The 25015-nt window shown below is 39.3% G+C and carries 21 protein-coding genes and 1 tRNA gene; 10 read left to right on the top strand and 12 right to left on the bottom strand.

From position 1 onward, the window contains the following. Window positions 1–22 precede the first annotated feature (22 nt). Both O1Q79_RS09050 and O1Q79_RS09045 read right to left on the bottom strand, forming a co-directional pair. Window positions 23–1300, bottom strand: coding sequence for a type II toxin-antitoxin system HipA family toxin (locus O1Q79_RS09050; protein ID WP_386691871.1), 1278 nt, complete (start codon window positions 1298–1300; stop codon window positions 23–25). Beyond that, complete coding sequence (locus tag O1Q79_RS09045) at window positions 1300–1623, bottom strand: helix-turn-helix domain-containing protein (protein WP_386688812.1); 324 nt, start codon at window positions 1621–1623, stop codon at window positions 1300–1302. Before O1Q79_RS09045 ends, O1Q79_RS09050 begins: the two co-directional genes overlap by 1 nt. Before the next feature lie 147 nt (window positions 1624–1770). On the opposite strand from O1Q79_RS09045, the gene O1Q79_RS09040 reads away from it, so the two are divergent. After that, window positions 1771–1865, top strand: a tRNA-Sec gene (locus tag O1Q79_RS09040). 13 nt (window positions 1866–1878) lie between these two features. On the opposite strand, the gene recX is transcribed toward O1Q79_RS09040, so the two are convergent. The 3 genes from recX to O1Q79_RS09025 all read right to left on the bottom strand — a co-directional run bounded on the left by recX (window position 1879) and on the right by O1Q79_RS09025 (window position 4245). Beyond that, window positions 1879–2337 carry a recombination regulator RecX gene (recX, locus tag O1Q79_RS09035; RefSeq protein WP_386691869.1) on the bottom strand — a complete coding sequence of 153 codons (459 nt, stop codon included), beginning with the start codon at window positions 2335–2337 and terminating at the stop codon, window positions 1879–1881. 72 nt (window positions 2338–2409) lie between these two features. After that, window positions 2410–3534, bottom strand: coding sequence for a recombinase RecA (gene recA, locus O1Q79_RS09030; protein ID WP_386691867.1), 1125 nt, complete (start codon window positions 3532–3534; stop codon window positions 2410–2412). A 69-nt stretch (window positions 3535–3603) separates the two neighbouring features. Then, window positions 3604–4245, bottom strand: a complete 642-nt coding sequence (locus O1Q79_RS09025) for an anthranilate synthase component II (RefSeq protein WP_386691865.1) — start codon at window positions 4243–4245, stop codon at window positions 3604–3606. Between the two features lie 70 nt (window positions 4246–4315). Here O1Q79_RS09025 and O1Q79_RS09020 point away from each other — a divergent pair, with 70 nt between their 5' ends. The 3 genes from O1Q79_RS09020 to pdxH are packed head-to-tail and all read left to right on the top strand — an operon-like array spanning window position 4316 to window position 6528. Further along, the gene (locus tag O1Q79_RS09020) at window positions 4316–5299 is read left to right on the top strand and encodes an aminodeoxychorismate synthase component I (RefSeq protein WP_386691863.1); all 984 of its coding nucleotides are present in this window, start codon (window positions 4316–4318) and stop codon (window positions 5297–5299) included. Then, window positions 5299–5880, top strand: coding sequence for an aminotransferase class IV family protein (locus tag O1Q79_RS09015; RefSeq protein ID WP_386693385.1), 582 nt, complete (start codon window positions 5299–5301; stop codon window positions 5878–5880). Before O1Q79_RS09020 ends, O1Q79_RS09015 begins: the two co-directional genes overlap by 1 nt. 15 nt (window positions 5881–5895) lie before the next feature. Continuing rightward, window positions 5896–6528 carry a pyridoxamine 5'-phosphate oxidase gene (gene pdxH, locus O1Q79_RS09010; RefSeq protein WP_386691861.1) on the top strand — a complete coding sequence of 211 codons (633 nt, stop codon included), beginning with the start codon at window positions 5896–5898 and terminating at the stop codon, window positions 6526–6528. Window positions 6529–6760: 232 nt separating this feature from the next. Here pdxH and dprA read toward each other — a convergent pair whose 3' ends face one another. Further along, complete coding sequence (gene dprA, locus O1Q79_RS09005; RefSeq protein WP_386691859.1) at window positions 6761–7867, bottom strand: DNA-processing protein DprA; 1107 nt, start codon at window positions 7865–7867, stop codon at window positions 6761–6763. A 171-nt stretch (window positions 7868–8038) separates the two neighbouring features. On the opposite strand from dprA, the gene O1Q79_RS09000 reads away from it, so the two are divergent. Next, entirely contained in the window at window positions 8039–9541 is a 1503-nt protein-coding gene (locus tag O1Q79_RS09000) for a helicase HerA-like C-terminal domain-containing protein (RefSeq protein WP_386691857.1), read from the top strand. Between the two features lie 115 nt (window positions 9542–9656). On the opposite strand, the gene pckA is transcribed toward O1Q79_RS09000, so the two are convergent. Both pckA and glmU read right to left on the bottom strand, forming a co-directional pair. Next, complete coding sequence (gene pckA, locus O1Q79_RS08995) at window positions 9657–11273, bottom strand: phosphoenolpyruvate carboxykinase (ATP) (protein ID WP_386691855.1); 1617 nt, start codon at window positions 11271–11273, stop codon at window positions 9657–9659. Window positions 11274–11501: 228 nt separating this feature from the next. Then, a complete protein-coding gene (glmU, locus tag O1Q79_RS08990) occupies window positions 11502–12866 on the bottom strand; it encodes a bifunctional UDP-N-acetylglucosamine diphosphorylase/glucosamine-1-phosphate N-acetyltransferase GlmU (RefSeq protein ID WP_386691853.1) in 1365 nt (454 codons plus the stop codon). Between the two features lie 102 nt (window positions 12867–12968). Between glmU and O1Q79_RS08985 the strand changes: the two genes are divergently transcribed. The 5 genes from O1Q79_RS08985 (at window position 12969) to O1Q79_RS08965 (ending at window position 17728) form a co-directional block, all read left to right on the top strand. Then, a complete protein-coding gene (locus tag O1Q79_RS08985; RefSeq protein WP_386691851.1) occupies window positions 12969–14081 on the top strand; it encodes an anhydro-N-acetylmuramic acid kinase in 1113 nt (370 codons plus the stop codon). Window positions 14082–14090: 9 nt separating this feature from the next. Further along, on the top strand, window positions 14091–15002 hold the full coding sequence (murQ, locus tag O1Q79_RS08980) for an N-acetylmuramic acid 6-phosphate etherase (RefSeq protein WP_386691849.1): 912 nt from the start codon (window positions 14091–14093) through the stop codon (window positions 15000–15002). Window positions 15003–15098: 96 nt separating this feature from the next. Further along, on the top strand, window positions 15099–15911 hold the full coding sequence (gene efeO, locus O1Q79_RS08975; protein ID WP_386691847.1) for an iron uptake system protein EfeO: 813 nt from the start codon (window positions 15099–15101) through the stop codon (window positions 15909–15911). A 16-nt stretch (window positions 15912–15927) separates the two neighbouring features. Next, complete coding sequence (gene efeB, locus O1Q79_RS08970) at window positions 15928–17121, top strand: iron uptake transporter deferrochelatase/peroxidase subunit (protein ID WP_386691845.1); 1194 nt, start codon at window positions 15928–15930, stop codon at window positions 17119–17121. Then, the gene (locus O1Q79_RS08965; protein ID WP_386691843.1) at window positions 17078–17728 is read left to right on the top strand and encodes a hypothetical protein; all 651 of its coding nucleotides are present in this window, start codon (window positions 17078–17080) and stop codon (window positions 17726–17728) included. Before efeB ends, O1Q79_RS08965 begins: the two co-directional genes overlap by 44 nt. Window positions 17729–17802: 74 nt before the next feature. Here the strand turns inward: O1Q79_RS08965 and O1Q79_RS08960 are convergent, their stop codons facing one another. From O1Q79_RS08960 to waaF, 4 genes are all read right to left on the bottom strand, one after another. Next, window positions 17803–22215: a YadA-like family protein gene (locus O1Q79_RS08960; protein ID WP_386691841.1), complete on the bottom strand. Its 4413-nt coding sequence runs from the start codon at window positions 22213–22215 to the stop codon at window positions 17803–17805. Between the two features lie 280 nt (window positions 22216–22495). After that, window positions 22496–23461, bottom strand: a complete 966-nt coding sequence (rfaC, locus tag O1Q79_RS08955) for a lipopolysaccharide heptosyltransferase RfaC (RefSeq protein WP_386691839.1) — start codon at window positions 23459–23461, stop codon at window positions 22496–22498. Next, window positions 23454–23885, bottom strand: coding sequence for a nucleotidyltransferase substrate binding protein (locus tag O1Q79_RS08950; RefSeq protein WP_386691837.1), 432 nt, complete (start codon window positions 23883–23885; stop codon window positions 23454–23456). The genes rfaC and O1Q79_RS08950 overlap by 8 nt, the downstream gene beginning before the upstream one ends. A 9-nt stretch (window positions 23886–23894) precedes the next feature. Continuing rightward, entirely contained in the window at window positions 23895–25013 is a 1119-nt protein-coding gene (gene waaF / locus O1Q79_RS08945) for a lipopolysaccharide heptosyltransferase II (protein ID WP_386691835.1), read from the bottom strand. Window positions 25014–25015 lie beyond the last annotated feature (2 nt).

Genomic DNA, 25015 nt, shown 5'->3' with positions numbered 1-25015 from the left:
CGTTGGGGTATTATACTATAACTTACCACGCCTTTTTTACCTTATCTTCCAACCCTTGTAAAATTGGTTCAGCGATAAAATCGGGAAGATGGCGATGCGGAATTTGAGCTAAACGCGGCAGTGTTTGGCTAATCTCATGTAGAATTTCTTCAACATTTTCCTTGGCAAATCCAGCTAGTTTTGCAGTTTGGAAAATATGGCGGAGTTGGACTTTGTCCCATAAATAATGCTTATTTTCACCGTGCCATGCCATGGCCATTTTAATTTTTTGACGTTGTAATCCTTTTGGATTAATCAATGGATAAGCTGACATCACGTCATAAAATGGGGTTAAGCGATATCGGTTGCCTTGTTCAAGAAAAAGGCTGAAATTTTTCGTATGCCCATCAATAGCACACAAAAGCCAAAATAAAATCTGTGCTTTGAAAAAAGCCTTGCGGTCATTAAGCGGATTTGCAGAACTATTTAACAATCGCATAATGGTGAGAATCCCTGCTCCACCGTCTGATTCATATTTTCGAGCAGGGGCAATATTCAAGGCTTGGCAAAGATCTTCTTGTGGTAAACGTACCAGCCAATTTTGCGACTTTGCCCAGCGGCGATCAAAACGCTCTACAATTAACACTTTGGTTTCACCGAAATAACGAATTTTTGCATTAGGAACGTCCAAGCCGAATAAACGCAAAATCTCAAGGCAAAGCCATTCATTTTCGCAACTCATTGAAAGATCAAGCTGACCTTGTGCTACCAGTCCGATAGGGAGCTTGAAAATATGGCTAGTTGCCGTAGAGTAGTGCGGTCGTTTCCATTGATTTTCGTGAAAAAGTAACGCTGTTTTTTCTTGTGCCCCAGCTAGCGAAATGCGGAAATCATCTGTTTGCTCCATTCCCAATGGCAGAGATTGATAATTTTTTAATAATGCTTCAATCTCATGCTCATTCAATGACGTAGCATTCACTTGCCGAATAGAATAAGGTAAATCTCGATAGAGCTGAATTGCTCCGACACAATCTTGTCCAATAGCGGAAAGTAAATCAAAAGGTGTTTTGGTATTTATTTGAAAACGTTGTTGGATCCGAGAACGAATCTGATCATTATCGGGTAATAAATTATCAAAAAAGTTAAACACCACATCGCCTTTGTAAATTTTATTCGACAATGGCAACGAAAGCGAAATAGCTCGTGAGCGGGGGGAATTTAACCAATTTGGACTATATTGAAACTCCGTTGCACCATTAGCTAATTTACGCCATTGACCAATGTGAATGCCATTCATAGCAATATTAAGTATATTTTCCATTACCAAATCTCATCATCGTCACCAATGTGATATATTGCACTTTCTTCCGCCATGCCGAGTATTGTCGCTGTGTCATCGTTTTTCGTGGCTAATATTTGCCCTTGCGTTGGGCGAGATTGTACGATAAGTTCCAATTCTAGTGCCGTCAGAATTTTGAACAAAGTTTCTAATTTTGTACTTTCAGGATTGTTTTCAAACACGGAAACTGTTGCTTGCTTGGTGGCAGCTCGCTTCGCCACATCCACTTGAGAAAGTTCGGCTTGATAACGAAACTCCCGAATAACCTGTGCTAATGCTTTTGCGCTAGTGATGCTTAATGCCATAATTTATTCGTTATACTTTGAAAAGGATGTTTGGCATTATATCCCTTAAAAGGGATTGTTGCAAGAATATCCTTTTTAGGGGTTATTAATCGGGTAAAAAGGTTGTTTGACAAAAAATGACATTATGCTAAAGTTGCCATCAATTTTGGAAAGTAGGCGTATCCGGTGATGCGGCAGGACTTCAAATCCTGTTAGGGCTGCCAGCAGTCCTAGGTGGGTTCAACTCCCATTACTTTCCGCCAATCTTGCTATTTGCTAATAGTCGCTGTCGCTACTAGAACCGATATAGTCTGCAAATTCTTCTGCATAAAAACCATGTGAAAGCATATAACGCCAGATTTTTTGTTTGGTTTTCAAATCCAGTTTATTTTGATATTGGGGAAATTTTCGGTTTAAAACGCTTAATGCAATATCTGACCAGTTTATTTCGCTTTGCTCAATTACGTTTTGAATAATCTGCGAACTCACCCCTTTTAATTGGCGTAATTCTTGTTTAATTCGATTTACACCATAACCCCGATTGGCTCGAAAATTTAGGTAATTTTCGGCAAAACGTTGATCACTTTGCCAGTGGCGTTGTTGGCAATGTGCCAGTGCCTGATCGATATCTTCTTCGCTAAAGGCTTTTTGTTGCATTTTGCAACGAATTTCATATTCGCTGTAATCACGGCGAGCCAGTATGTTAATCAGATAATTTAGGGCGAGAGATGACATGGATTATTCCCTGCATAGTTGAAAAAAGTGCGGTTAAAAATACCGCACTTTGGGATATATTGTATGTGATACTTAGAAATCTAAATCATTTACTTCGTCATTGATTTCATCACTTTGATCTTTATCGTTATCATCAGCTGGCAACAAGGCTTGTTCTGGATTTTCTAATAAAGCAGTCTTAATTTTATCTTCTAATTCTGCGGCTGCTTCAGGATTGTCTTCTAACCATTTGATCGCATTCGCTTTACCTTGCCCGATCTTCTCGCCATTGTAAGCATACCAAGCCCCAGATTTGTTGACTAATTTTTGTTTAACACCAAGTTCAATTAGCTCACCATTTTTCGAGATACCCGCACCATAAAGAATTTGGAATTCGGCTTGACGGAACGGAGCTGCAAGTTTATTTTTCACTACTTTGACCCGAGTATCATTACCAATAATCTCATCACCCTCTTTCACTGCACCGATACGGCGAATATCTAAACGCACAGATGAATAGAATTTTAGGGCGTTACCGCCAGTGGTGGTTTCAGGATTGCCAAACATCACACCGATTTTCATTCGAATTTGGTTGATAAATACTACTAAACAGTTAGAGTTTTTAATCTGACCAGTTAATTTACGCAACGCTTGTGACATTAAACGGGCTTGTAAACCAACGTGAGAATCGCCCATATCCCCTTCGATTTCAGCTTTTGGGGTTAATGCAGCGACAGAGTCCACAATAATCACATCAATCGCCCCTGAACGTACTAAGGCATCACAGATTTCTAGCGCCTGTTCACCATTATCAGGTTGAGAAATAAACAGTTCTTTGACATCAACCCCTAATTTTGCTGCATAAATTGGGTCTAAGGCATGTTCCGCATCAATAAAGGCACAGACTTTGCCTGCTTTTTGTGCTTGTGCGATCACGGAAAGGGTTAATGTAGTTTTACCTGATGATTCTGGACCAAAGATTTCAACAATACGTCCCATTGGCAAACCACCAATACCTAATGCTACATCTAAACCGATTGAACCTGTTGAAATAGATTCTACATCAAGGGTTTGTGAATCGCCTAACTTCATAATCGCCCCTTTGCCAAATTGTTTTTCAATTTGACCAAGAGCGGCTGCCAGTGCTTTTGCTTTGTCTTCTTGTGAGTTATTTTCTTTTGCGGTTGGTTTTGCTTTCGCTTTGTTATCTTTAGCCATTGTGTGACCCTTTTGGATGTTTGTTAAGCTGTAAATTTGAGCATATACTATCTGTTATTAAAAACAGTATCAAGTGTTTTTTTGATCTTTTTCTGAAAAGTATGATCTGGATTCCAAATTTAAGAAATTTTTGAGTATCCACAGACCATATTCCGACATATAGGATTCTGGGTGAAACTGCACCCCAAAAATCGGTAAAGTACAATGTTGGAATGCCATAATAATCTCATCATCGCAAATAGCGGTAATCTCTAATTCAGTGGGGAAATTTTCTGTTGAAACTGCCCAAGAGTGATATAAGCCAATCTCAAAATGGTTGGGTAAACCTTGAAATAAACCCGAATTTGATTGCACTTTTAAATGGCTTTTTTGACCATGTCGAACATTGGGTAAATTAAACAATGTCGCCCCAAAAAATTCACAAATTGTCTGATGACCTAAACATACCCCTAAAATCATTTTTTGTTGGTAAAAACGTGTGAGCATGGCAAAAAGTTGTGGGTAGCTTTTCGGTATATCTGGACCAGGTGAAATCAGAATATGACTGTAATCTTCAAGCCTATCAAGGCTTAAATTTTCCACATTTATCACATCGAATTGCACATGCAAACGGCGGATTAAATCCACTAAATTATAGGTGAAAGAATCGTGATTATTAATAATAGCAAGTTTGGTCATGGTCTTTTGAGTAGAAAAATAAACGCTTGCCATTATAAATGATTAGGCTAAACTTGAGCATATTTTGTTTGATTTATTTAAGGTCAACAGACCCTACTCTTTTATGCCGTTTAACGCTTTTATTGCACAAGCCAATCAGTTTGGGAAACAACGCCAACCATTTTTCTTTCTGGTTGATTTCGAACAGAAAAAACCGCTGATTTTTCCCCTTGAGAAAATGGAAAAACAAGGGTTATTTTTTGATTTACAAGGCAAAACGAATTATCCAACGGAAAAAGTGCGGTCAAAAAAAGCCTTAAATTTAACCGCACTTGCCATGTCAAAAAGTGAATATCAATGGGGTTTTGAAGTCGTTCAACAAGCCTTGCAAAAGGGTAATTCCTATTTGTTGAATCTTACTTATCCTACTGAAATAAAAACTAATTTTTCTTTATTAGAGGTTTTCGAGCAAGCCCAAGCAAAGTACAAACTTTATTATCAAAATCATTTTGTTTGTTTTTCGCCAGAATGTTTTGTCAGAACACAACAAAATCAAATTGTTACTTATCCCATGAAAGGTACTATTGACGCTACGTTACCTAATGCAGAACAACAATTAATGGCATCTCAAAAAGAGCAGTCAGAGCATTACACGATTGTCGATTTAATGCGAAATGATTTAGCCACAGTGGCGGAAAATATTGAAGTTCGCCGTTTTCGTTATGTAGATCGTATTGAAACTGAAAAAGGGGCAATTTTACAAACAAGTTCGGAAATTGTCGGTGAACTTGCGGAAAATTGGCAAGAAAAGATTGGGAATATTTTAGCCAAACTTTTGCCTGCTGGCTCAATTAGTGGAGCGCCTAAAGAAAAAACGGTGGAAATTATCCAACAAGCGGAAAAGAAAGAACGGGGTTATTATACGGGCATTTTTGGTATTTTTGACGGTGAGAACATAGACAGTGCAGTAGCTATTCGGTTTATTGAACAGTGTGGTGAGAAAATGCTTTTCCGCAGCGGTGGTGGCATCACAAGACAAAGCCAATTAGAGCAAGAATATGCTGAATTATTGCAAAAAGTTTATATCCCATTAAGGAAAGCATTATGATATTTCCGTTATTTGAAACCATTTGTCTTGAACAAGGGATGGTTAGAAATATCGCTTTACATCAACAGCGTTATGAGAAATCATTATCGCAATTTTATAGGGAAACTGCGGTTAAAATTCACGACCTTTGGCGAATTATTGCAGAAAATAGTCAATTTTACACCGCACTTGATAGCCCTTTAATTCGTTGTCGCATTGCTTATAATCATCAACATTATGCTGTGCAATTTTTCCCTTATCAACGCAAAATCTATCGTCATTTTCAACCTGTGATTTGTGACGATATAGATTATTCATTGAAATATCAGGATCGTTTCCTGCTCAATCAATTAGTTAAGCAAAAAGGTCAGGCTGATGAAATTATGATTATTAAAAAAGGTCACGTTACCGATTGTAGTATTGGCAATTTAGTGTTTCGTCAGGGAAAAGATTGGTTTACACCTAATACGCCATTATTAAAAGGTACGCAACGAGAGTTTTTGTTACAACAAAGCAGACTGCAAGAAATACCTATTTTAGCCGAAGATGTGCGTCATTTTGACGAAATTAGGTTGATTAATGCAATGAATAGCTTGGATTAAATTAGGAATAAAAAGATGGATTTACACAATATTCGAGAAGATTACAGTAAACAGGCGTTATCTCGTAAACAATGCCTTGCCGATCCATTAAAACAATTTGAACATTGGTTAAATGAAGCGATAACAGCCAAAGTATGTGAGCCAACCGCAATGAATGTGGCAACGGTGAATGAACAAGGTAAGCCAACTAGCCGAGTGGTGTTGTTAAAAGAAGTGAATGAGCAAGGGTTTGTTTTCTTTACTAATTATCACAGTCAAAAGGGTCGAGCGTTGCAACATACACCGTTTACGGCTTTAAATTTCTTTTGGGGCGAGTTAGAGCGACAAGTCAGAATTGAAGGCAGAGTGGAAAAATTATCCGCTGTACAATCCGATGAATATTTTGCATCACGTCCTTATACCAGTCGAGTAGGGGCATGGGCGAGTGAGCAAAGTGCGGTGATTTCTAGCAAAAATGTGTTATTAGCCAAGGCGGCACAGATAGCAGCTAAACACCCATTAAATGTGCCACGTCCACCGCATTGGGGTGGTTATATCGTGATTCCTGAGATGATCGAATTTTGGCAAGGTCGCCCGAGCCGCCTACATGATCGTATTCGTTATCGGTTGGAAAAAGAGCATTGGGTGATAGAAAGATTATCGCCATAAGTCGAAAATAAGATGTTGCATTTAGCGTAAAAATTGATTAGTATTTAGGAACTGCCTAGCGGTAGCTGCTACTACCACTAGGACTTTAGTTAAATTATTAGTAGGCGGGTAGAGCCATAGCTAATAAGATAACAAGGATTAACAACTTAATTATCATAATCCAGTTCCTTTTTGTAAGCCCCACTCTAGACAGCGTGGGGTTTGCTGTTTCTAGCCCTACGCTAGATGGTTCTTATAATCGTCGTTTATATAGCCCCCTTTCACATTCAATGAGTTCTTCTAATTCTAGCGTCAATAATTGCCCTAACAGGACATCAACTGAAATTTTGGACTGTTCCGCCAGTTCATCAATACTAATGGGGTTATAGCCGATTAAAGCATATAAATCAGGATATGTTGGCTCAATAACATTAAAAGGTAACTCTGTATTTTGACTAGTCGTGTTGGGAGCAAAGCCATTCATGGGTAACGAATAAGGAGCGAGATTTTCAATAATATCCTGCACCGATTCCACTAAATTTGCCCCTTGTTTAATCAGATGATGGCATCCTTGGCTATATTGATTATGCAAATTACCAGGTAAGGCAAATACATCTCGATTTTGCTCTAGGGCATAACGGGCGGTAATTAGTGATCCGCTTTTTTGATTTGCTTCGACTACCAACACGCCTTGCGACATGCCACTAATAATGCGGTTTCGTCTTGGGAAGTTAGTGGCAACGGGCGGTTGGTTGGGTAAAAATTCTGATACCAACGTGCCATTATTAACTAGAATTTGTTCCGCTAATCCTTTATGCCGACTGGGATAAATTTGTTGTAATCCACTGCCTAATACAGCAATCGTTTTACTTTGCATTTCAACCACTGCTTTGTGTGCGAAACCGTCAATTCCAATCGCTAATCCACTGGTAACAATAAATCCTGATCGAATCAATTCTGTGGCAAAATATTTAGCCCAATATTCACCGTAATTAGAGCAATCCCGACTACCTACAATCGCCAGTTGAGCCAGATTTAGATTTTCCACATTGCCTTTTACAAACAACAACGGCGGAACGGAATTAATTTGCTTTAATAATTGCGGATATTCTGCTTGATAGTAAGCCACAATATGATGATTTGTATCAGCTTGTTGCCATTCCAGTGGTGGTTCAATATATTTTTGTTCTGGGTGAAACCAACGTTGAATTTGTTTTGCTTGCCAGCCAATGTGATGAAAAGCGGTTTCATCGTAATCTAACAGGGTTTGTGGTGTGATTTGAGTTAAAATTTCTTGAATTGCATTTGCACCAAGATTAGGTACTTGCATTAGACGTAATAAGAGTTCGATATTTTGCATGAGAATGATAAAAGTGCGGTTGGTTTTTCGGAAATTTTAGGTTATAAGTCGAAAGGAAAAGAGTCGAGATTTTTTGCTAGATTTTGGAATCAAGATCACAAAATCTCATTTTTTGACTAACAGTCATTTTTCTCTTATTATGCTCAAAATTTACAACATAAAGGATATTTCATGAATATATTTGAAATCGCACGCAATAGTGAGGGACACAGTTTCGGGATCAATGCCAAAATGGCAAACCGTCATGGCTTAATCGCTGGGGCAACGGGGACAGGGAAAACCGTCACTTTGCGTAAATTAGCGGAAGAATTTAGTGATAACGGCGTGCCTGTATTTTTGGTCGATGTAAAAGGCGATCTTTCAGGTATGACGGTGAAAGGCACCATGCAAGGCAAAATTGCGGAACGTATTGAACAATTTAGCTTAGGTGGTGAAAACTATTTAAACAGTTATCCAGTTTCTTTTTGGGATGTATTCGGCGAAACAGGGATTCCATTACGTACCACAATCTCGGAAATGGGTCCATTGTTGCTTTCTCGTTTATTAAATCTCAATCCAACTCAAGAAGGCTTATTAAATATTCTATTCCGTGTGGCAGACGATAAAGGGTTGTTGCTTATTGATTTGAAAGATCTGCGTGCGATGTTGAAATATCTCGCCGATAACGCTAAGGAATTTCAATTACAATATGGCAATATTTCCGCTGCCAGTGTGGGGGCAATTCAGCGTGCCTTATTGACCCTTGAAAATGAGGGGGCGGAAAAATTATTTGGTGAGCCTGCATTAAATTTGGAAGACTGGTTACAAACTCGTGATGGACGTGGCGTAATTAATATTTTGAATTCAGAAAAATTAATTAATTCATCTCGTATGTACAGTGCATTTTTGTTGTGGTTAATGGCTGAATTATTCGAGCAATTACCTGAAGTGGGTGATCCAGATAAACCAAAATTTGTGATGTTCTTTGATGAAGCTCATTTGTTATTTGATGGTGCCCCAAGTGTCTTAATTGAAAAAGTGGAGCAAGTAGTCCGTTTAATTCGTTCTAAAGGCGTGGGTATTTATTTTGTCACGCAAAATCCATTAGATTTGCCAGAAACTGTGTTAGGTCAACTGGGTAATCGTGTCCAACATGCGTTGCGAGCCTTTACGCCGAGAGATCAAAAAGCGGTGAAAACTGCAGCCGAAACGTTCCGTGCCAATAAAGGTGTGAATGTGGTGGAAGCCATTACCACCTTAGGTGTAGGCGAGGCATTAGTTTCATTCCTAGATGAAAAAGGGATGCCAACACCAGTGGAAATTGCGACCATTTATCCACCCAAAAGCCAGCTTACACCATTAACGCAAGAGCAACGTCAATCATGGGTTAAAGATGATGATTTATTTGCTTATTATAACAATTATGTAGATAACCATTCTGCCTTTGAGATGTTAGCGGAACAAGCTAATTTAGATCAAGTGGCACAACAACAAGCCCAACAAGCGGAACAACAAGAAAGCGAGGGTGTATTGGGTTCATTGAGTCGAATGATTTTTGGCACTAAAAAACGTGGCGAAAAGTTAACCGTGACAGAAGAAATTGTCAGTGGTTTAAGTAAATCGGTGGGACGAAGTATTCGTAGTCAAGTCACCAAGCAGATTATGCGTGGGATTTTAGGGGCGTTAAAGAAATAACGACTGATAAAATATTATTGGTTGGATATTGAGATATTTTCTTGGGAAACAAAAAGTGCGGTGAAAAACAAAAGAAATTTTCACCGCACTTAATCGTTTTATTTAACTGTCAATATTACGCTTTTGGACCTGCTGCCACTAACGCTTTACCTTCTGCAGTTACAGTATATTTTTCAAAGTTTTTCACAAAACGGTTAGCTAAATCTTCTGCTTTAGTTTGCCATTGTGCTTTGTCTGCATAAGTATCACGTGGATCTAAGATCGCAGGATCAACGTTTGGTAAGGCAGTTGGCACTGCTACATTGAAGATTGGCAATGTTTTGGTTTCTGCTTTGTCGATTGAACCGTCTAAGATTGCATCGATAATACCACGCGTATCTTTGATTGAAATACGTTTACCTGTACCGTTCCAACCAGTGTTCACTAAGTAGGCTTCTGCACCAGCAGCTTCCATACGTTTTACTAACACTTCAGCGTATTGAGTTGGGTGTAAACTTAAGAATGCTGCACCGAAACAAGCTGAGAATGTTGGGGTTGGTTCAGTGATACCACGTTCTGTACCTGCTAATTTCGCAGTGAAACCAGATAAGAAGTAGTATTTAGTTTGTTCTGGGGTTAATTTAGATACTGGTGGTAATACACCGAATGCGTCCGCAGTTAAGAAAATCACTTTTTTCGCATGACCTGCTTTAGATACTGGTTCAACGATATTATCAATGTGATAAATTGGGTAAGAAACACGTGTATTTTCTGTTTTTGAACCGTCTGCAAAGTCAACAGAACCGTCAGCACGAACTACCACGTTTTCTAATAACGCATCACGTTTGATGGCACCATAGATGTCAGGTTCGTTTTCTTTAGATAGGTTGATCGTTTTTGCATAGCAACCACCTTCGTAGTTGAATACACCGTCATCGTCCCAACCGTGTTCATCATCACCGATTAATTTACGTTTAGGGTCAGTAGAAAGGGTGGTTTTACCTGTACCTGATAAGCCGAAGAATACTGCTACATCGCCTTTTTCGCCCACGTTGGCAGAACAGTGCATGGATGCGACACCACGTAATGGTAAGAAGTAGTTCATCATTGAGAACATACCTTTTTTCATTTCACCGCCGTACCATGTACCACCGATTAATTGCACGCCTTCAGTAATGTTGAATGCGACAAAGTTTTCACTATTTAAACCTTGTTCTTTCCAATTTGGATTGGTGACTTTAGAACCGTTCATGACCACGAAATCAGGTTTGAAGTTAGCTAGTTCAGCTTCGCTTGGGCGAATGAACATATTTTTCACAAAGTGAGCTTGCCATGCAACTTCAGTGACGATACGAACTGCTAAACGTGTATCTTCGTTTGCACCACAGAATGCATCAATCACAAATAAACGTTTGCCAGAAAGTTGATTAGTCACTAAAGATTTCAAACTTGCCCAAGTTTCTTGATTCATTGGTTTGTTATCGTTTTTAGCTGCATCGCTAGTCCACCACACGGTGTCTTTTGATTTGTCATCTAAAACAATATATTTATCTTTTGGTGAACGACCAGTGAAAATACCGGTATCAACGGCAACTGCACCAGTTGTGGTTACAATACCTTTTTCATAGCCTTGTAAACCTTCTTTGGTTTCTTCGGCGAATAGAAATTCATAACTTGGGTTATGAACAATTTCTGTTACACCATTGATACCAAGATCACTAAGTTCTTTGATTACTTTGTTTAAGTCAGTCATAAATTACCTCATTAGAGTTAGAAAATTAAAAATTAAAAGTTAAAAGATAAGCTATTCTATTACTTTTTGAGAAGAAAAAACGTTAACTAGATCAAATTTCTGAAAAAATTTTGAAGTTTTATATGTTTTTTTGATATGGATCAAGTTGAAATCCATATCATCTATCAGTTCATTTATATTCTGCGTCAACTAAAGAGTAAACTGATAAATTTCTCTTTAAATAAAGTATTATTTCTTTTTCACCGGTCGTTGCCAGCCTTGAATATGACGTTGTGGCACACGGCTAATGACGAGTTCATTTTCACTTACATCTCTGGTGATCGTTGTACCCGCACCGATTGTTGCACCATCTGCAATAGTCACAGGGGCAACCAGTTGACAGTCAGAACCGACAAATACATTATCCCCAATTACGGTTTTAAATTTATTGGCACCATCATAATTACAAGTAATGACCCCCGCACCTACATTTACATTGGCACCGATTTCTGCGTCTCCCACATAAGTTAAGTGATTGACTTTTGAACCTTTACCGATGTTGGCTTTTTTGATTTCTACAAAGTTACCAATATGGGTTTCTGCACTTAATTCTGCTCCCGGGCGTAAACGACTGAATGGTCCAATAGATGATTTTTCGCCGATCACGCAGTCTTCAAATACAGAATAAGGTTTAATTTCAACATTATCCCCTACTACCACATTTTTTAGTACGCAACCGGAACCAATTTTTACCCCATTACCTAATTGTACGTTGCCTTCAATAATCACGTTAATATCAATTTCGCAATCTTTACCATGGCTTAATTCGCCACGTAAATCAAAGCGTTCAGGATCTGCCAAGCTCACACCTGCTAATAATAAACGACTAGCTTGTTTACGTTGGTAATAACGTTCTAACGCATTGAGTTGCAAACGATTATTTGCCCCCTCTACTTCCATAATATCGTCTGCTATCACCGCAGCAACTTGACAACCGTCTTGATTTGCCAGCCCGATTACGTCCGTCATATAGTATTCGCCTTGAGCATTGTTATTATTTAAACGGCTTAACCATTTTTTGAAACTCGCTCCGTCTGATACCATCACGCCCGTGTTTACTTCGTTAATTTTTAATTGTTCAGGATTGGCATCTTTCTGTTCAACAATCGCCACCACTGAACCATTTTGACGAATAATTCGTCCGTAACCTGTAGGATTGTCTAGTTGCACAGTTAATAACGCAATACCATTTTGCGGTTTAGCCGCAATCAATTTTTGTAACGTTTCCTGTGTAATCAAAGGGGCATCGCCATACAGCATCAAAATATTTTCATCATCGTTAAAAAATGGTGCAGCTTGTTGCATGGCGTGTCCCGTACCTAACTGTTCTGCTTGGAAAACCCAATTTACAGGCTCATCTGCTAAACGTTGTTTTAATAAATCTGCACCGTGTCCATAAATTAAATGGATTTGTTCAGCATTTAATTGTTTGGCAGTATCAATCACGTGCTTCACCATTGGCTTGCCAGCCACCTTGTGTAATACTTTAGGTAAATCAGAATACATTCTGGTGCCTTTGCCTGCGGCGAGAATCACTACGCTTAGTTTTGTCATGGTTCGTTTCTCAAATAGAATTAACTGCGTTGTATTTTACACAAAATTTGTGAAATGATCTAATCTCGTTATAATGAAACAAATTTCTTATCAAATCAGATTATGACTACACAATACTATATCGGCATTATGTCTGGTACTAGCCTTGACGGCGTGGATTTGGCATTAATAGATTTTGGACTAAATCCACCCAAAATCATCGCGTGCAATTTCATACCGATGCCCGAAAAAATTCGGCAAAAAATCACCGCACTTGTGCAATCGGGACAAACCAGTTTGCAAGATTTAGGCGAGCTAGATCATCAACTGGGTGTACTTTATGCCGATTGTGTCAATCAATTTCTTGCTAAACTGCGGTTAAAATTGGAACAGATTTTAGCCATTGGCTGTCACGGTCAAACCGTATGGCATTCGCCCAATTCAGCTTATCCTTTCACCATGCAAATTGGCGATATGAATATTGTTGCCACTCAAACGGGTATCACCACTGTTGGCGATTTTCGCCGTAAAGATATGGCAGTGGGAGGGCAAGGTGCACCACTGGTACCAGCCTTTCATCAGGCTATGTTAAGTACACCCGATAAGCTAAGAGTGATTTTAAATATCGGTGGAATTAGTAATATTTCCGTGCTAAATCCAAATTGTCCAACTATCGGCTATGATGTCGGCGTGGGTAATACGCTGTTAGATGGTTGGATTGAAAAACATCAAGGCAAACGTTACGATAAAAATGGTGCTTGGGCTGCCAGCGGACAAGTTGATCAGGGCTTATTGGCGGATTTATTAGACGATCCTTTTTTTAGCCAAGCACCGCCGAAAAGTACAGGGCGAGAGCTGTTTAATTTAGCTTGGTTAGAAAAAAAATTGCAAAAACACACCGCACTTTCATCGCAAGATGTGCAACGCACGTTACTTGAATTTACCGTACAAGGCATAGCGAATGAGCTACTCACACTAGAAAAGACAGATTTGCCTTGTGAATTATTGGTCTGTGGTGGTGGAGCGAAAAATCCGTTAATAATGCAACGTTTAACGGCGTTATTACCCCAATGGCAAGTAGCACAAACCGATGCGGTAGGGTTTGATGTGGACTATATGGAGGCGGCTGCCTTTGCGTGGCTGGCTTATCAACGCATAAACAATTTACCGAGCAACTTGCCTACGGTTACGAGGGCAAAAAGTGCGGTGAGTTTAGGGGTGATTTTTCCAAAATAGGAAACAAAAATGACAGAAAAAAACTTACTCAACGCTCTCGGGCAAATGCTCACCGAGCAACGCAATCCCGAATCTACCAACATAGATCAAATGACTGCGTTGGAAATTGTTAGCTTAATCAATCAGCAAGATAAAACTGTGCCACTAGCCATTGAAAAATGCTTGCCACAAATTGCGGTTGCAGTAGAAAAAATTGTGCAAGCCTTTCAAGCTGGCGGTCGGTTAGTTTATATTGGGGCTGGTACCAGTGGACGATTAGGTGTGTTAGATGCTTCCGAATGTCCCCCAACTTTTGGTGTTGATCCTGCTATGGTGGTGGGTTTGATTGCGGGAGGAGAACAAGCCTTACGTCACCCAATCGAAGGGGCGGAAGATAATCTTGCACAAGGTAAAATTGATCTGCAACAGATCGATTTTTCTAAGCAAGATGTATTGGTTGGGATTGCGGCGAGTGGTCGAACACCCTATGTCATAGGAGCATTGCAATATGCCCATGAACTGGGAGCGACTACAGTAGCGATTGCCAGTAACCCTGATTCTAAAATGGCGGAACTTGCCGATATTGCTATTGAAACCGTGGTGGGGGCGGAAGTGCTGACGGGGTCAAGTCGAATGAAATCAGGCACAGCCCAAAAATTAGTACTCAATATGCTCACCACAGCGAGTATGATTTTGTTGGGAAAATGCTACCAAAATTTAATGGTGGATGTGCAAGCCAGCAATGAAAAATTGAAAGCCCGTGCTGTTCGTATTGTGATGCAAGCCACTGATTGCTCAGAATATAAAGCGATTAAAGCGTTAAAATTGGCGGAAAATAACAGCAAAGTGGCGATTATGATGATTTTAGCTCAACTAGATATTCATCAAGCAAAAGCGTTATTGGCAGAATATCAAGGGCAATTAAGAAATGCCTTGCCTTAGTAAAATATATTAATAGTATATTGAGAATTATTTTTATTTGATCTAAGATAAAGGCGGTTTTTCATTTTATTTTCATCTCAGCCAAGGAGAATTTATATGCGTTTAAAACTTATTACAGCAGTGATTTCAGGGTTACTTCTATCTACCCCAGCGATGGCGGCAGATTTATCAAAAGAAACAAAAGATTATAAAGATTTTGTAGTTGTTCAAATTGATGAACTAGTTACTCAAACAGAATCGTTTGTTGGAGCATTAAAAAATGGTGATGTGGAAAAAGCCAAAGCCGTTTATCCGCTTGCTCGTATGTATTATGAGCGTTCCGAGCCGATTGCCGAAAGTTTTGGTGATTTAGACCCACGTATTGATGCCCGTCTTGCTGATCTTGAGGAAGAAGGTAAGGGGGAAAAAGATTGGTCTGGTTTCCACAAAATTGAAAAAGTATTATGGGAACAAAATACCACCAAAGGCACGGAAGAAACTGCCGATCAGTTACTCAAAGACGTAAAAGAGTTGCGTGCTAAAATTCCAACGGCCGAAGTTACGCCAGAGTTAATGATTACTGGTGCAGTAGATTTATTAAATGAAGTTTCCACCAGTAAAGTGACGGGTGAAGAAGATATTTTCTCCAAAACTGACTTGTATGATTTTAAAGCCAATATTGAAGGGGCAGAAAAAATCTATGAATTATTCAAACCGGAATTATTGAAAAAAGATGCTAAGTTAAGTGTAAAAATTGAGAAACATTTCAAAGAAGTCAATGATTTATTACAAAAATATAATAAATCTAGCACAGGTTATGAATATGTGCCGTACAATACTTTAACGAAAGAAGACACCAAAGCTCTTGCAGAAGCGGTGAACAAATTGGGTGAACCATTAGCTCAGTTAGGTGTTATTTTAGATAAATAATCAGGGAGAAGTCACAATGCGTTATACCAATAATGCTCGGCGTGATTTCTTAAAGAATAGTGTAATTGTCGGTGCTGGCTTAATGGCTAGCACCGCTTATTCTTTAGAACCACGCGAAAAAATCACCATTAAAAATATCTATCCATTTTTCAATACACACCAACAAGGTATCACCACTCCAGCACAACATCATATTTATTTTATCGTGTTGGATTTACACAGCCAAGATGTCGGCGAGATTCACCAAATGTTTAAAACATGGACGGAATACAGTCGCCAATTAACACAAGGCAAAAATGTACAAACCTATAGTCAAAATGGTTATGTACCCGCAGTTGACACGGGTGAAGCGGATAGCTTAAATCCGTATAATTTAACACTGACTTTTGGCGTAAGCCCAAGTTTCTTTACTAAATTAGGTATTGAGAAAGCTAAACCAGCAGAATTAGTCGATTTACCGCATTTTCCACGTGATCAACTGAAAGAAGAATTTACTGGGGGAGATATTTGTATTCAAGCCTGTGCAGACGATCCGCAAGTGGCATTTCATGCAGTACGAAATTTAGTCCGTGTTGCCCGTTCGGAAATCACCATGCGTTGGAGCCAATCAGGGTTTAATTCTTTTGAGGGTACGGACACGCCACGCAATCTGTTCGGTTTCCGTGACGGTACGGGGAATCCAAAGGGAGAAGAACTGGATAAGACGGTATGGTATGAGGGTAATAACTGGCTGAAAGGCGGTTCATTCCTAGTGGTGCGTAAAATTCAGATGTTCTTGGAAACTTGGGATCGCACCAACTTAAACGAACAACAGCATACTTTTGGTCGTCATCGTGACTCGGGGGCGGCTTATGGTCAGAAAAAAGAATTTGATCCCGTTGATTTAGATAAAAAAGATGCCAAAGGTCAGCCTGTTGTACCAGAAGATTCTCACATGCACCTTGCCCATAAAACAGGGCTAAAAATGTTACGCCGATCGTTTTCTTATTCCAGTGGTATCGATCCGCGTACAGGACAATTTGATGCAGGATTATTGTTTATTTCCTATCAAAAAGATCCACAACAATTTATTACCATTCAAAATAAGTTAGGTAATATTGATAAAATGAACGAGTACATTACCCATATTGGCAGTGGACTGTTCGCTTGTTTCGCAGGAGTAAAAGATGAAAATGACTACTTGGGTAAAGCCCTGTTTGAAGCCCTTTAAATTGAGTTTATTATTGGGCGTATGTTTCTCTACTTCGGCTTATGCCAAAGTTGAATTGGGAGCGTTATTTGTGCATTTATCGGATGCCTTGTCCGCAGTTAAAAAAGAAAATAGCGAACAAGCCAAAAACAATTTGCAAACTTTACAGCAAGAATTTAATGCTCTTCCAACCCATAACTCACAAGCTGGAATGCAAACTAGCAAAGCACTTGAAACCGCTATTGCTAACCCAACTTTAGCCAATGTAGAACAAATTTCTAAAGACCTTTATGCTTTTGAGAAAGAGCAAAACCCAGTGAATCATGATAAAAATCGTCAGAAATTTGCCGAGCAAGTAGTGTCACCTTTACAAGCCTTAGAAACAGCATTGAAAGGTAACAAGATCGAGGAAATTCAGGCTAAATTCCATCGTTTCGGCGCAACCTGGGGAGCTAACGAATTATCCATGCGTGGAGCCAGTTTAAGCCATTACGGCAAAATGGAAACGGCTATGTCCTTATTCCGTAGTGCCATGCAAGCGAATCCTGCCAATTATGAACAAATGCAGCAACAGTTAGTAATATTAAAAAATACGGTTGATGATTTTGTTAATAATAAATCTAAGTGATTGATTTAATTAAAATAAAAAGTGCGGTAAAAAATACCGCACTTTTTTAATATAAGGTTAATCTATTAACTAGACTACCATTGATATCCAAGTCCTACGCTGGTACCAACATCGCCACGAGTATTGGTATTACCTGTTAGTTTAAGCACGACTTTTCCATTATCAGAGATACGTGTCGCACCAACAGCTAACGCATTTTCGCCTTTGAATGATCCAGCCGCAATAGCCACCATACTTTTACCAGGGATATAAGCCTGTGGTAAACCTGAAGTTGCTAATGCACCAGCAACACCCGCACGTAGTTTTTTATCGACATTGTTTATTTTGTCGTTTAACTGATTAATTCTATTATTAGAATTGACTACATTATTTTGTACCTGTGCTAAATCACCGACTGTTGCAGCATTATTCCATGTTGGACTAGATGCACCTTGAGCAGCCACTTGTTCTATCGTTGTGCCATCTAAACCACTTTTTAACCCAGTAATCTGTTGATTTGCCATTTGAATACCAGAGCTGTTAATTGTCGGTCCATTTTCGACTGAAACAGATTTAACACTGATATTATCGTTTAACGCCACTTTTACACCATTAGATGTAGTGGTTGTGGTGATATTTTTAGCATCACCATTAATATTTAGGGTACTACCTAATTGACGTTCAACATTGGTACCACTGTCTGCCGCAAAAGTAAGAGGTGCATTAACAGCTGTATTTAACGCATTAAGTGCATTTCCTACACTATTATAGGTTTTAGTGCTATTTTGTGCAGGAGTACCACTCACTAAAGTATAAGCTGGTGCAGTAATCGTTCCGTCAGTGTTCACTGTTGAACTACCACCTAAAGCATCTGCAATACTTTTAGTTGTATTAGATAACTGTGAGCCATTAATTGCATCGGTACTGGTTGGTGAAATATCGCCGTTAGCAACATTGGTAATTTTATCACCACCTACATCTAAACCGTTTGCTGTAGATGTTAATGTTGTACTGTTTGTTGTAGGATCACCAACAACAACGGTATTTGCAGTTGCTTTTGTAAATGTTACTTCATCTGCTGTTGCAACAGTAAAATCACTACCGTTACGAGTAATTTTGATATTACTACCATCAATGAAATTCACTTCATCACCAGCAGTGATTAACTCGCCTGTATCACCATTTGCTTTTGCTGTAAAACCAACACTGTTAATAGCAGTGGCAATATCATTTGCTGTAACTAATTTATCACTATCTGTTGCTCCAAGTGTTTTCACTTTGCCGTTTGCATCTGTATCTAATGTAACAGTATTAATAGCTAAACTGTAATCTGTTGCACCTGTCGTTGAGTTAGTGCTTGATGTTAAGTTAATTGCACTACCTGAAGAAGAAACAGTTGTTTTTGCGGCGCTCGCAGCTTTGTTTAACTGATTCACATTGACCGCATCAGTTTGATTTACACCATCAGCAACATTAGTAATTGTATTACCACCGTTATCTAAACCTGTATTAGTTAGTTTAACATCGGCAGTTCCACCTGAAATAGTAATACCATTGGTATCCATTACAGTATTGCCAGTAGTTACTTTATCAAGGGCTATTTCATCAGCCAAAGAATAGGTGATCTTACCATTTGCGGCTTGTGTTACCACTAAATTTTCACCTGCAGCTAAGTCGATTTTTTCACCTGGATTAATAATTTCAGCTGCTGTAGCTCCTGAATCTTTTGTACCACCATTTGCGGATGTGGTTAAAGTAAAGCCAGCACTATTAATCGCATTTGCAACATCAGCTGAAGTTGCTAAAGCATTAGTATTCGCTTCGGATTTTACTGAACCATCAGCAGTAGTAAAACCTGCTGTATTTGCAGTTAATGCTCCAGTATTATCTTTGGTAATACTTGTGCCATCAACATTGACAGATAAGTCAAATACATTGGCTTGATCGGTATTTTTTGTTGTGGTTACTTTCACGGAGTTATCCGTAGATTTTACTTCTTCCTGTGAAGCTGCCACACTCTCATCTAATAAAGTAATCACTTCTCCTAACTGAGCAACATTCACTGCGTCTGTATCTGCCTCACCCGCTGCAACGTTAGTGATTTTAGTACCACCTGCATTAATACCTGTTGCAGTAATACTTGGACTATAACCTTTTTGAACACCCGTGAATGGATCAACAAATGTTAAGCCCGCAGAAGAAATTTTTGTACCACCAGCAGTTACCGTAGTAAACTCAACATTTTCTGCTGTGCTAAAGATAACTTGACCTTTCGTATTTTGTTGAACGGTTAAGTTTTTACCTGCAGTCAAGTTAATCTCATCTCCAGCATTAATGATTTCATCATCGCCAGAAATCTTCTTACCACCATTTGCCGATGTTTTTAAGGTAAAACCAGCATTGTTAATTGCATTTGCAATATCTTTTGCAGATGCTAAGGCATTGTTATTTGCTTCTGCTTTTATTGTTCCGTTAGCATTTTGAGCAAAACCAACCGTATTTGCTTTAAGTTCACCCGTTGCGGTATCTTTGGTAATACTTGTACCGTCAACATTGACAGATAAGTCAAATACATTGGCTTGATCAGTATTTTTTGTTGTGGTTACTTTCACGGAGTTATCCGTAGATTTTACTTCTTCTTGTGAAGCCGCCACACTCTCATCTAATAAAGCAATCACTTCTCCTAACTGAGCAACATTCACTGCGTCTGTATCTGCCTCACCCGCTGCAACGTTAGTGATTTTAGTACCACCTGCATTAATACCTGTTTCAGTAATACTTGGGCTATAATCTTTTTGATCACCAGTGAATAGATCAACAAATGTTAAGCCCGCAGAAGAAATTTTTGTACCGCCTGCTGTGACACTTGTAAATTCAACATCATCTTGGGTGGCAATACTGACTTTTTGACCTGTTTGTGTTACTTTAATATTTTTGCCTGCATCAACAGTGAGTGTTTCACCGTTTTGAATATTTTTGTCATCTGTTGATGAATTATCAACAACTCCACCAGCAGAAGCTGTTGTTGCTAATTTAAAACCAGCTGCTTTTAATTGAGCAACGTTAACCGCATCGGTGTCTTGTGTACCTGCCGCAAGATTGGTAATTTGACGTGTAGTAGCTGGAATATCAACTCCAGATTGGTTACGCTGAGCTGCACTACCTACAGAGACTGCACCTGCATTAGACTGCCAAGTCACATTATCCTTTTTCTTTGTATCATCAACCGCACTTAACGGATCCGTACCATAGGTTGTTGTACCCATTAACTGTTCACGATCTGCTACACTATATTCCCCTAATGCGACGCTACCAGTTGCGGTAGCTGAAGTATAAGCACCAAGAGCGGTTGAACCCACTTTATTGGCTTGGCTATTTGCCCCTAAAGCAATCGTGAAAGCCGTACTAGCATTGGCATTAAGCCCTTGTGCGATCGCGGCATAACCTGCTGCTTTTGCTTGACGACCTAATGCCATGGCAGCAATGGAATCATTAGCCGTTGAAGATAATAATGTACTACCACTATTAGTAATAGCTGTCGCATTTGCGATGTCGCTGGTAGCCGTTGCATTTACTTGAGCATCACTTCCTAACGCCAAACTATGTAGCGTTGGTGCTGTAGAATTATAACCCATAGCAATGGCATAATCGCTACCTGTTGTTGCATTTGAGCCTACAGCTAAAGTACGCACCCCTGCAGCGGTTGCATTCGAGCCGATAACCGTACTTTGGAAAGATCGACTATTGGTAGCATCATCAATCGCTTTTGCTCCCGCCCCAATAACAACATTTAATCCTACCGCAGCATTTGATGATGAACTCGCACCATCACCAATAACGACTGATTGTTTTTCATTCGCAACGGTACCATTACCAATAGCAATAGTATTATTTGCAGAAGCCGTCGTTGCATTACCCAATGCAATCGCATTTTCAGCAGAAGCGCTCGAATTCACCCCAATAGTAATCGCATTGGTTTTATCATTAGTAGCATCTAATGATTTACCTGTCCCCATACGAATACTATTGGTTGCATTCGTACCGTTATTACCACGATTACCTACACCAATAATCCCGCTGTTAACATCTAAACGACCACCAAGGGTTAAACTTTTCGAACCCGAATAGTCAGTATCGCCATAAAATAAAGTTCTGTAGGTTTGGGTTTCTTTATCGGTTGGCTTACAAGACTTTACAGGATAATAAGTTTTTATATAATCAGCAGCCCCTGCTTTCATCGTAAAGCCACTATCAATTCTATTATTATTTGGGGGTAAATTAGAATTAAGTGAGTACATACCAGTATAAGTTTCTGTTTCATTAGTATTCTTATTTGTTTCGCCACCATCAAAAGTCACAGAACATCCCACATCTTCTCCATCATTAACATAAATCCCGGCTCCTGCAAAAGCTTGTCCACTTATCAATATCAGTGCAGATGTGAAAAGATTATAAGTAAAGAATTTAGCTTTAGTGTTAGATAAACAACAGTTTGTTGCTTTCATCATGGTTGAATTTTTTCTAGACCTCGAAGCTATTGATTGTACTGTTGCATAAGATTGATGGTTGTTCATAATAATGATCCTTTTAATAAGAGAGTAAAAAGTAAATAATAGAAGATAACTTGCTAATTTTGCCTATAATACAAGCAATTTTGATGAAGATCAATTTATCTGATAGTATTTTATATCCTTACCTAAATATTTTACGGGACGATCAGATGAATTTTATTACTCATGTTTCTTAGATGAGGAAGTTGATTTATGGTTAGAAAGCGAGTTTTAAAGATTAATATATCCTAATGTTTTTTAACTTTTTTAATACTTCTTTTACACAAATTTCAGCCATAGAATCTTTATGCAAATAATATTGATTTTTGCCATAACAACCAATGAGTTTAGGATTTGTCGCACCATATAAAGTAATATTGGGGACATCTAATGCAGCAGTTAAATGAGCTAATCCAGTGTCAACTGATACCACGGCTTTAGCATTGGCAATTTGATGAGCTAATTCGGTTAAATTGGATTTCGGCAATACTATGACATTTGGCAAGCCTTGTGCGATCCATTCTGCTCGTTGTTTTTCTGTTTGGTTTCCCCAAGGCAAACGAATGGATAATTCAGGAAAAAGTGCGGTGATTTTTTCCGCTAATTTTTTCCACTCGCTATCCAGCCAATGTTTATCGGCTCTGGTGGTGGCGTGAACAAAAATGATATAAGGCTTGCTTGAATAGGATTGTTGAAAATGTTGAACAATACCATAATCCCCTTTGCTTTCGGGCAAGGCGTAACCTAAAGATTGTGCAAAAAGTTGGCGAATCCGCTCTACTGCATGTTGTTGATAGTCAATAGCAAAGGTTTTATCGTAAAAGCAACTTGCTAAGGGTTCACGAATAGATTTTCGATCGTAACCGAATTTTTCGCCCCGAGCTAAACGGGTGGCGAACAACGCACTTTTGATTAACCCCTGTGCATCAATCACCGCATCATATCGATGAGCTTGTAATTGTTGTTTGTAGGCGTGCCATTGTTGGTAGGTTTGTTTAGTGAATAACTGCTTCCGCCAGCGGCGAATAGCGATAGGAATAACCTGATTCACTGCTGAATGCCAAGTAGGAATTTCCGCAAAATTTTCTTCCACCACCCAATCAAATTGCACATTACCTAACGCCTTTTTGGCATCGGTTAGGGCGGGCAAACAATGCAATACATCGCCGAGTGAAGATGTTTTGATAATGCAGACTTTAGCCATTGCGTTGCTCTAATTGGTGCAATAACGCCTGACTACTTGCCAAAAACTCACTCATTGAACCGCACACTTGATGGGCTTTCTCTTCGTCATAGGTGTGCGAAGTAATATTTCGCATTTGGCGATACTCAAACCAATTTTCTACGCTATCAATCAGCCCTTTCTCGCCCGCTAATCGCAACAGATCACGGAAATTACTTTGGTCAATTTCATCAGGACTGAGTGCATCTTGTTCTAACTGCCGTTTCAGCATTTTAATACTCAGTTCATACACAAACTCAAAATTCTGAATCAATCCTGCGATCAAGGTATTTTGCACTTGGGTTTCTTGCTGCTCAAACCACAGCTTATTTGACACAATCTCATTAGCAGATTGCAAAGCAATAATGGCTTTTTGTAAGTTAGAAATATCCAATTTATTCGTCATATTCCCCCCTTAATTCGCTAATAATTGGGTTAATTTTTCCATCACCATCTCAGGCGTAATATCGATCAAACTTTGATGATAACCTTCCGCACTGTCCGTCCCTTTGCGGATTTTAATTAAGTCACCTTTAATCAAGCGAATAATCACTGCTTTATCGGATAACGGCGGTGTATATTGCGGACTCGTTGGACCATAAACTGCGACTAACGGACGACCGACCGCTGCCGCAATGTGCATTAATCCACTGTCATTCGTCACCATTGCGGTACAATCCGCAATCAAATCCACTGCTTGATTGAGTTCCGTTTGCCCTGCGAGATTGACACAATAGTGTTGCAACGATTCAGGTAAACTTAAACGAATTTGCTCACCCACTTCCACATCTTTATTAGACCCAAACAGACGAATACTATAACCTTGTTCAATCAGCCTTTCCGCTAATTTAGCATAATGATAATGTGGCCAACGTTTGGCAGGACCAAATTCTGCCCCAGGACAAAAACCAATAGCAGGGCGATTTTCCGCCAGAGCAAATTGTGCGGTGCTAAATTCCGTAGGAATTTCAACGTTGCTTGCAACGGGGGCGAAGCCCCGAACAATTCCATTAGGAATTGTGAGTAATATTTCTTTGGTTTTTTGCACCGCACTTTCGTCAACGGTTAAATACGGTGTTGGAATATTTAAATTTTGAGCTGTTGGAATTTTCCCTTTTTCATACCCTAACGCCACATAACGCTGCACCATCATTGGGTAATCGTGTTTATTGGATCGTAAATCATTTAAAAAGAAATAACGACTTTCCCCTTTCCAACCACGACGAACAGGGATTTTAGCAAACAACGGAATAAACGCCGATTTCAAGGAATTAGGCAACACAATCGCCATATCATATTGATTTCGTAAAGATTTACCAATTTTATAACGTTCGCCAAGCGAAAATGCTCCGTGACCAATCGGCATTGTCAACGCATTACGCACTTCAGGCATCCGAGCCAACAACGGCTTACACCAGTTCGGAGCAAGCACATCAATTTGGCAATCAGGATATTGCTGTTTTAAGGTTTGATACAGGCTGTGCGACATCATCATATCGCCAACCCACGACGGGGCAATGATTAGGATATTCATAT

Origin of the sequence: Lonepinella sp. MS14434, assembly GCF_042468235.1 — a bacterium.
In the GTDB taxonomy this organism is placed as follows: Bacteria; Pseudomonadota; Gammaproteobacteria; order Enterobacterales; family Pasteurellaceae; genus Lonepinella.
This window is presented reverse-complemented; position numbering and strand designations above follow the sequence as displayed.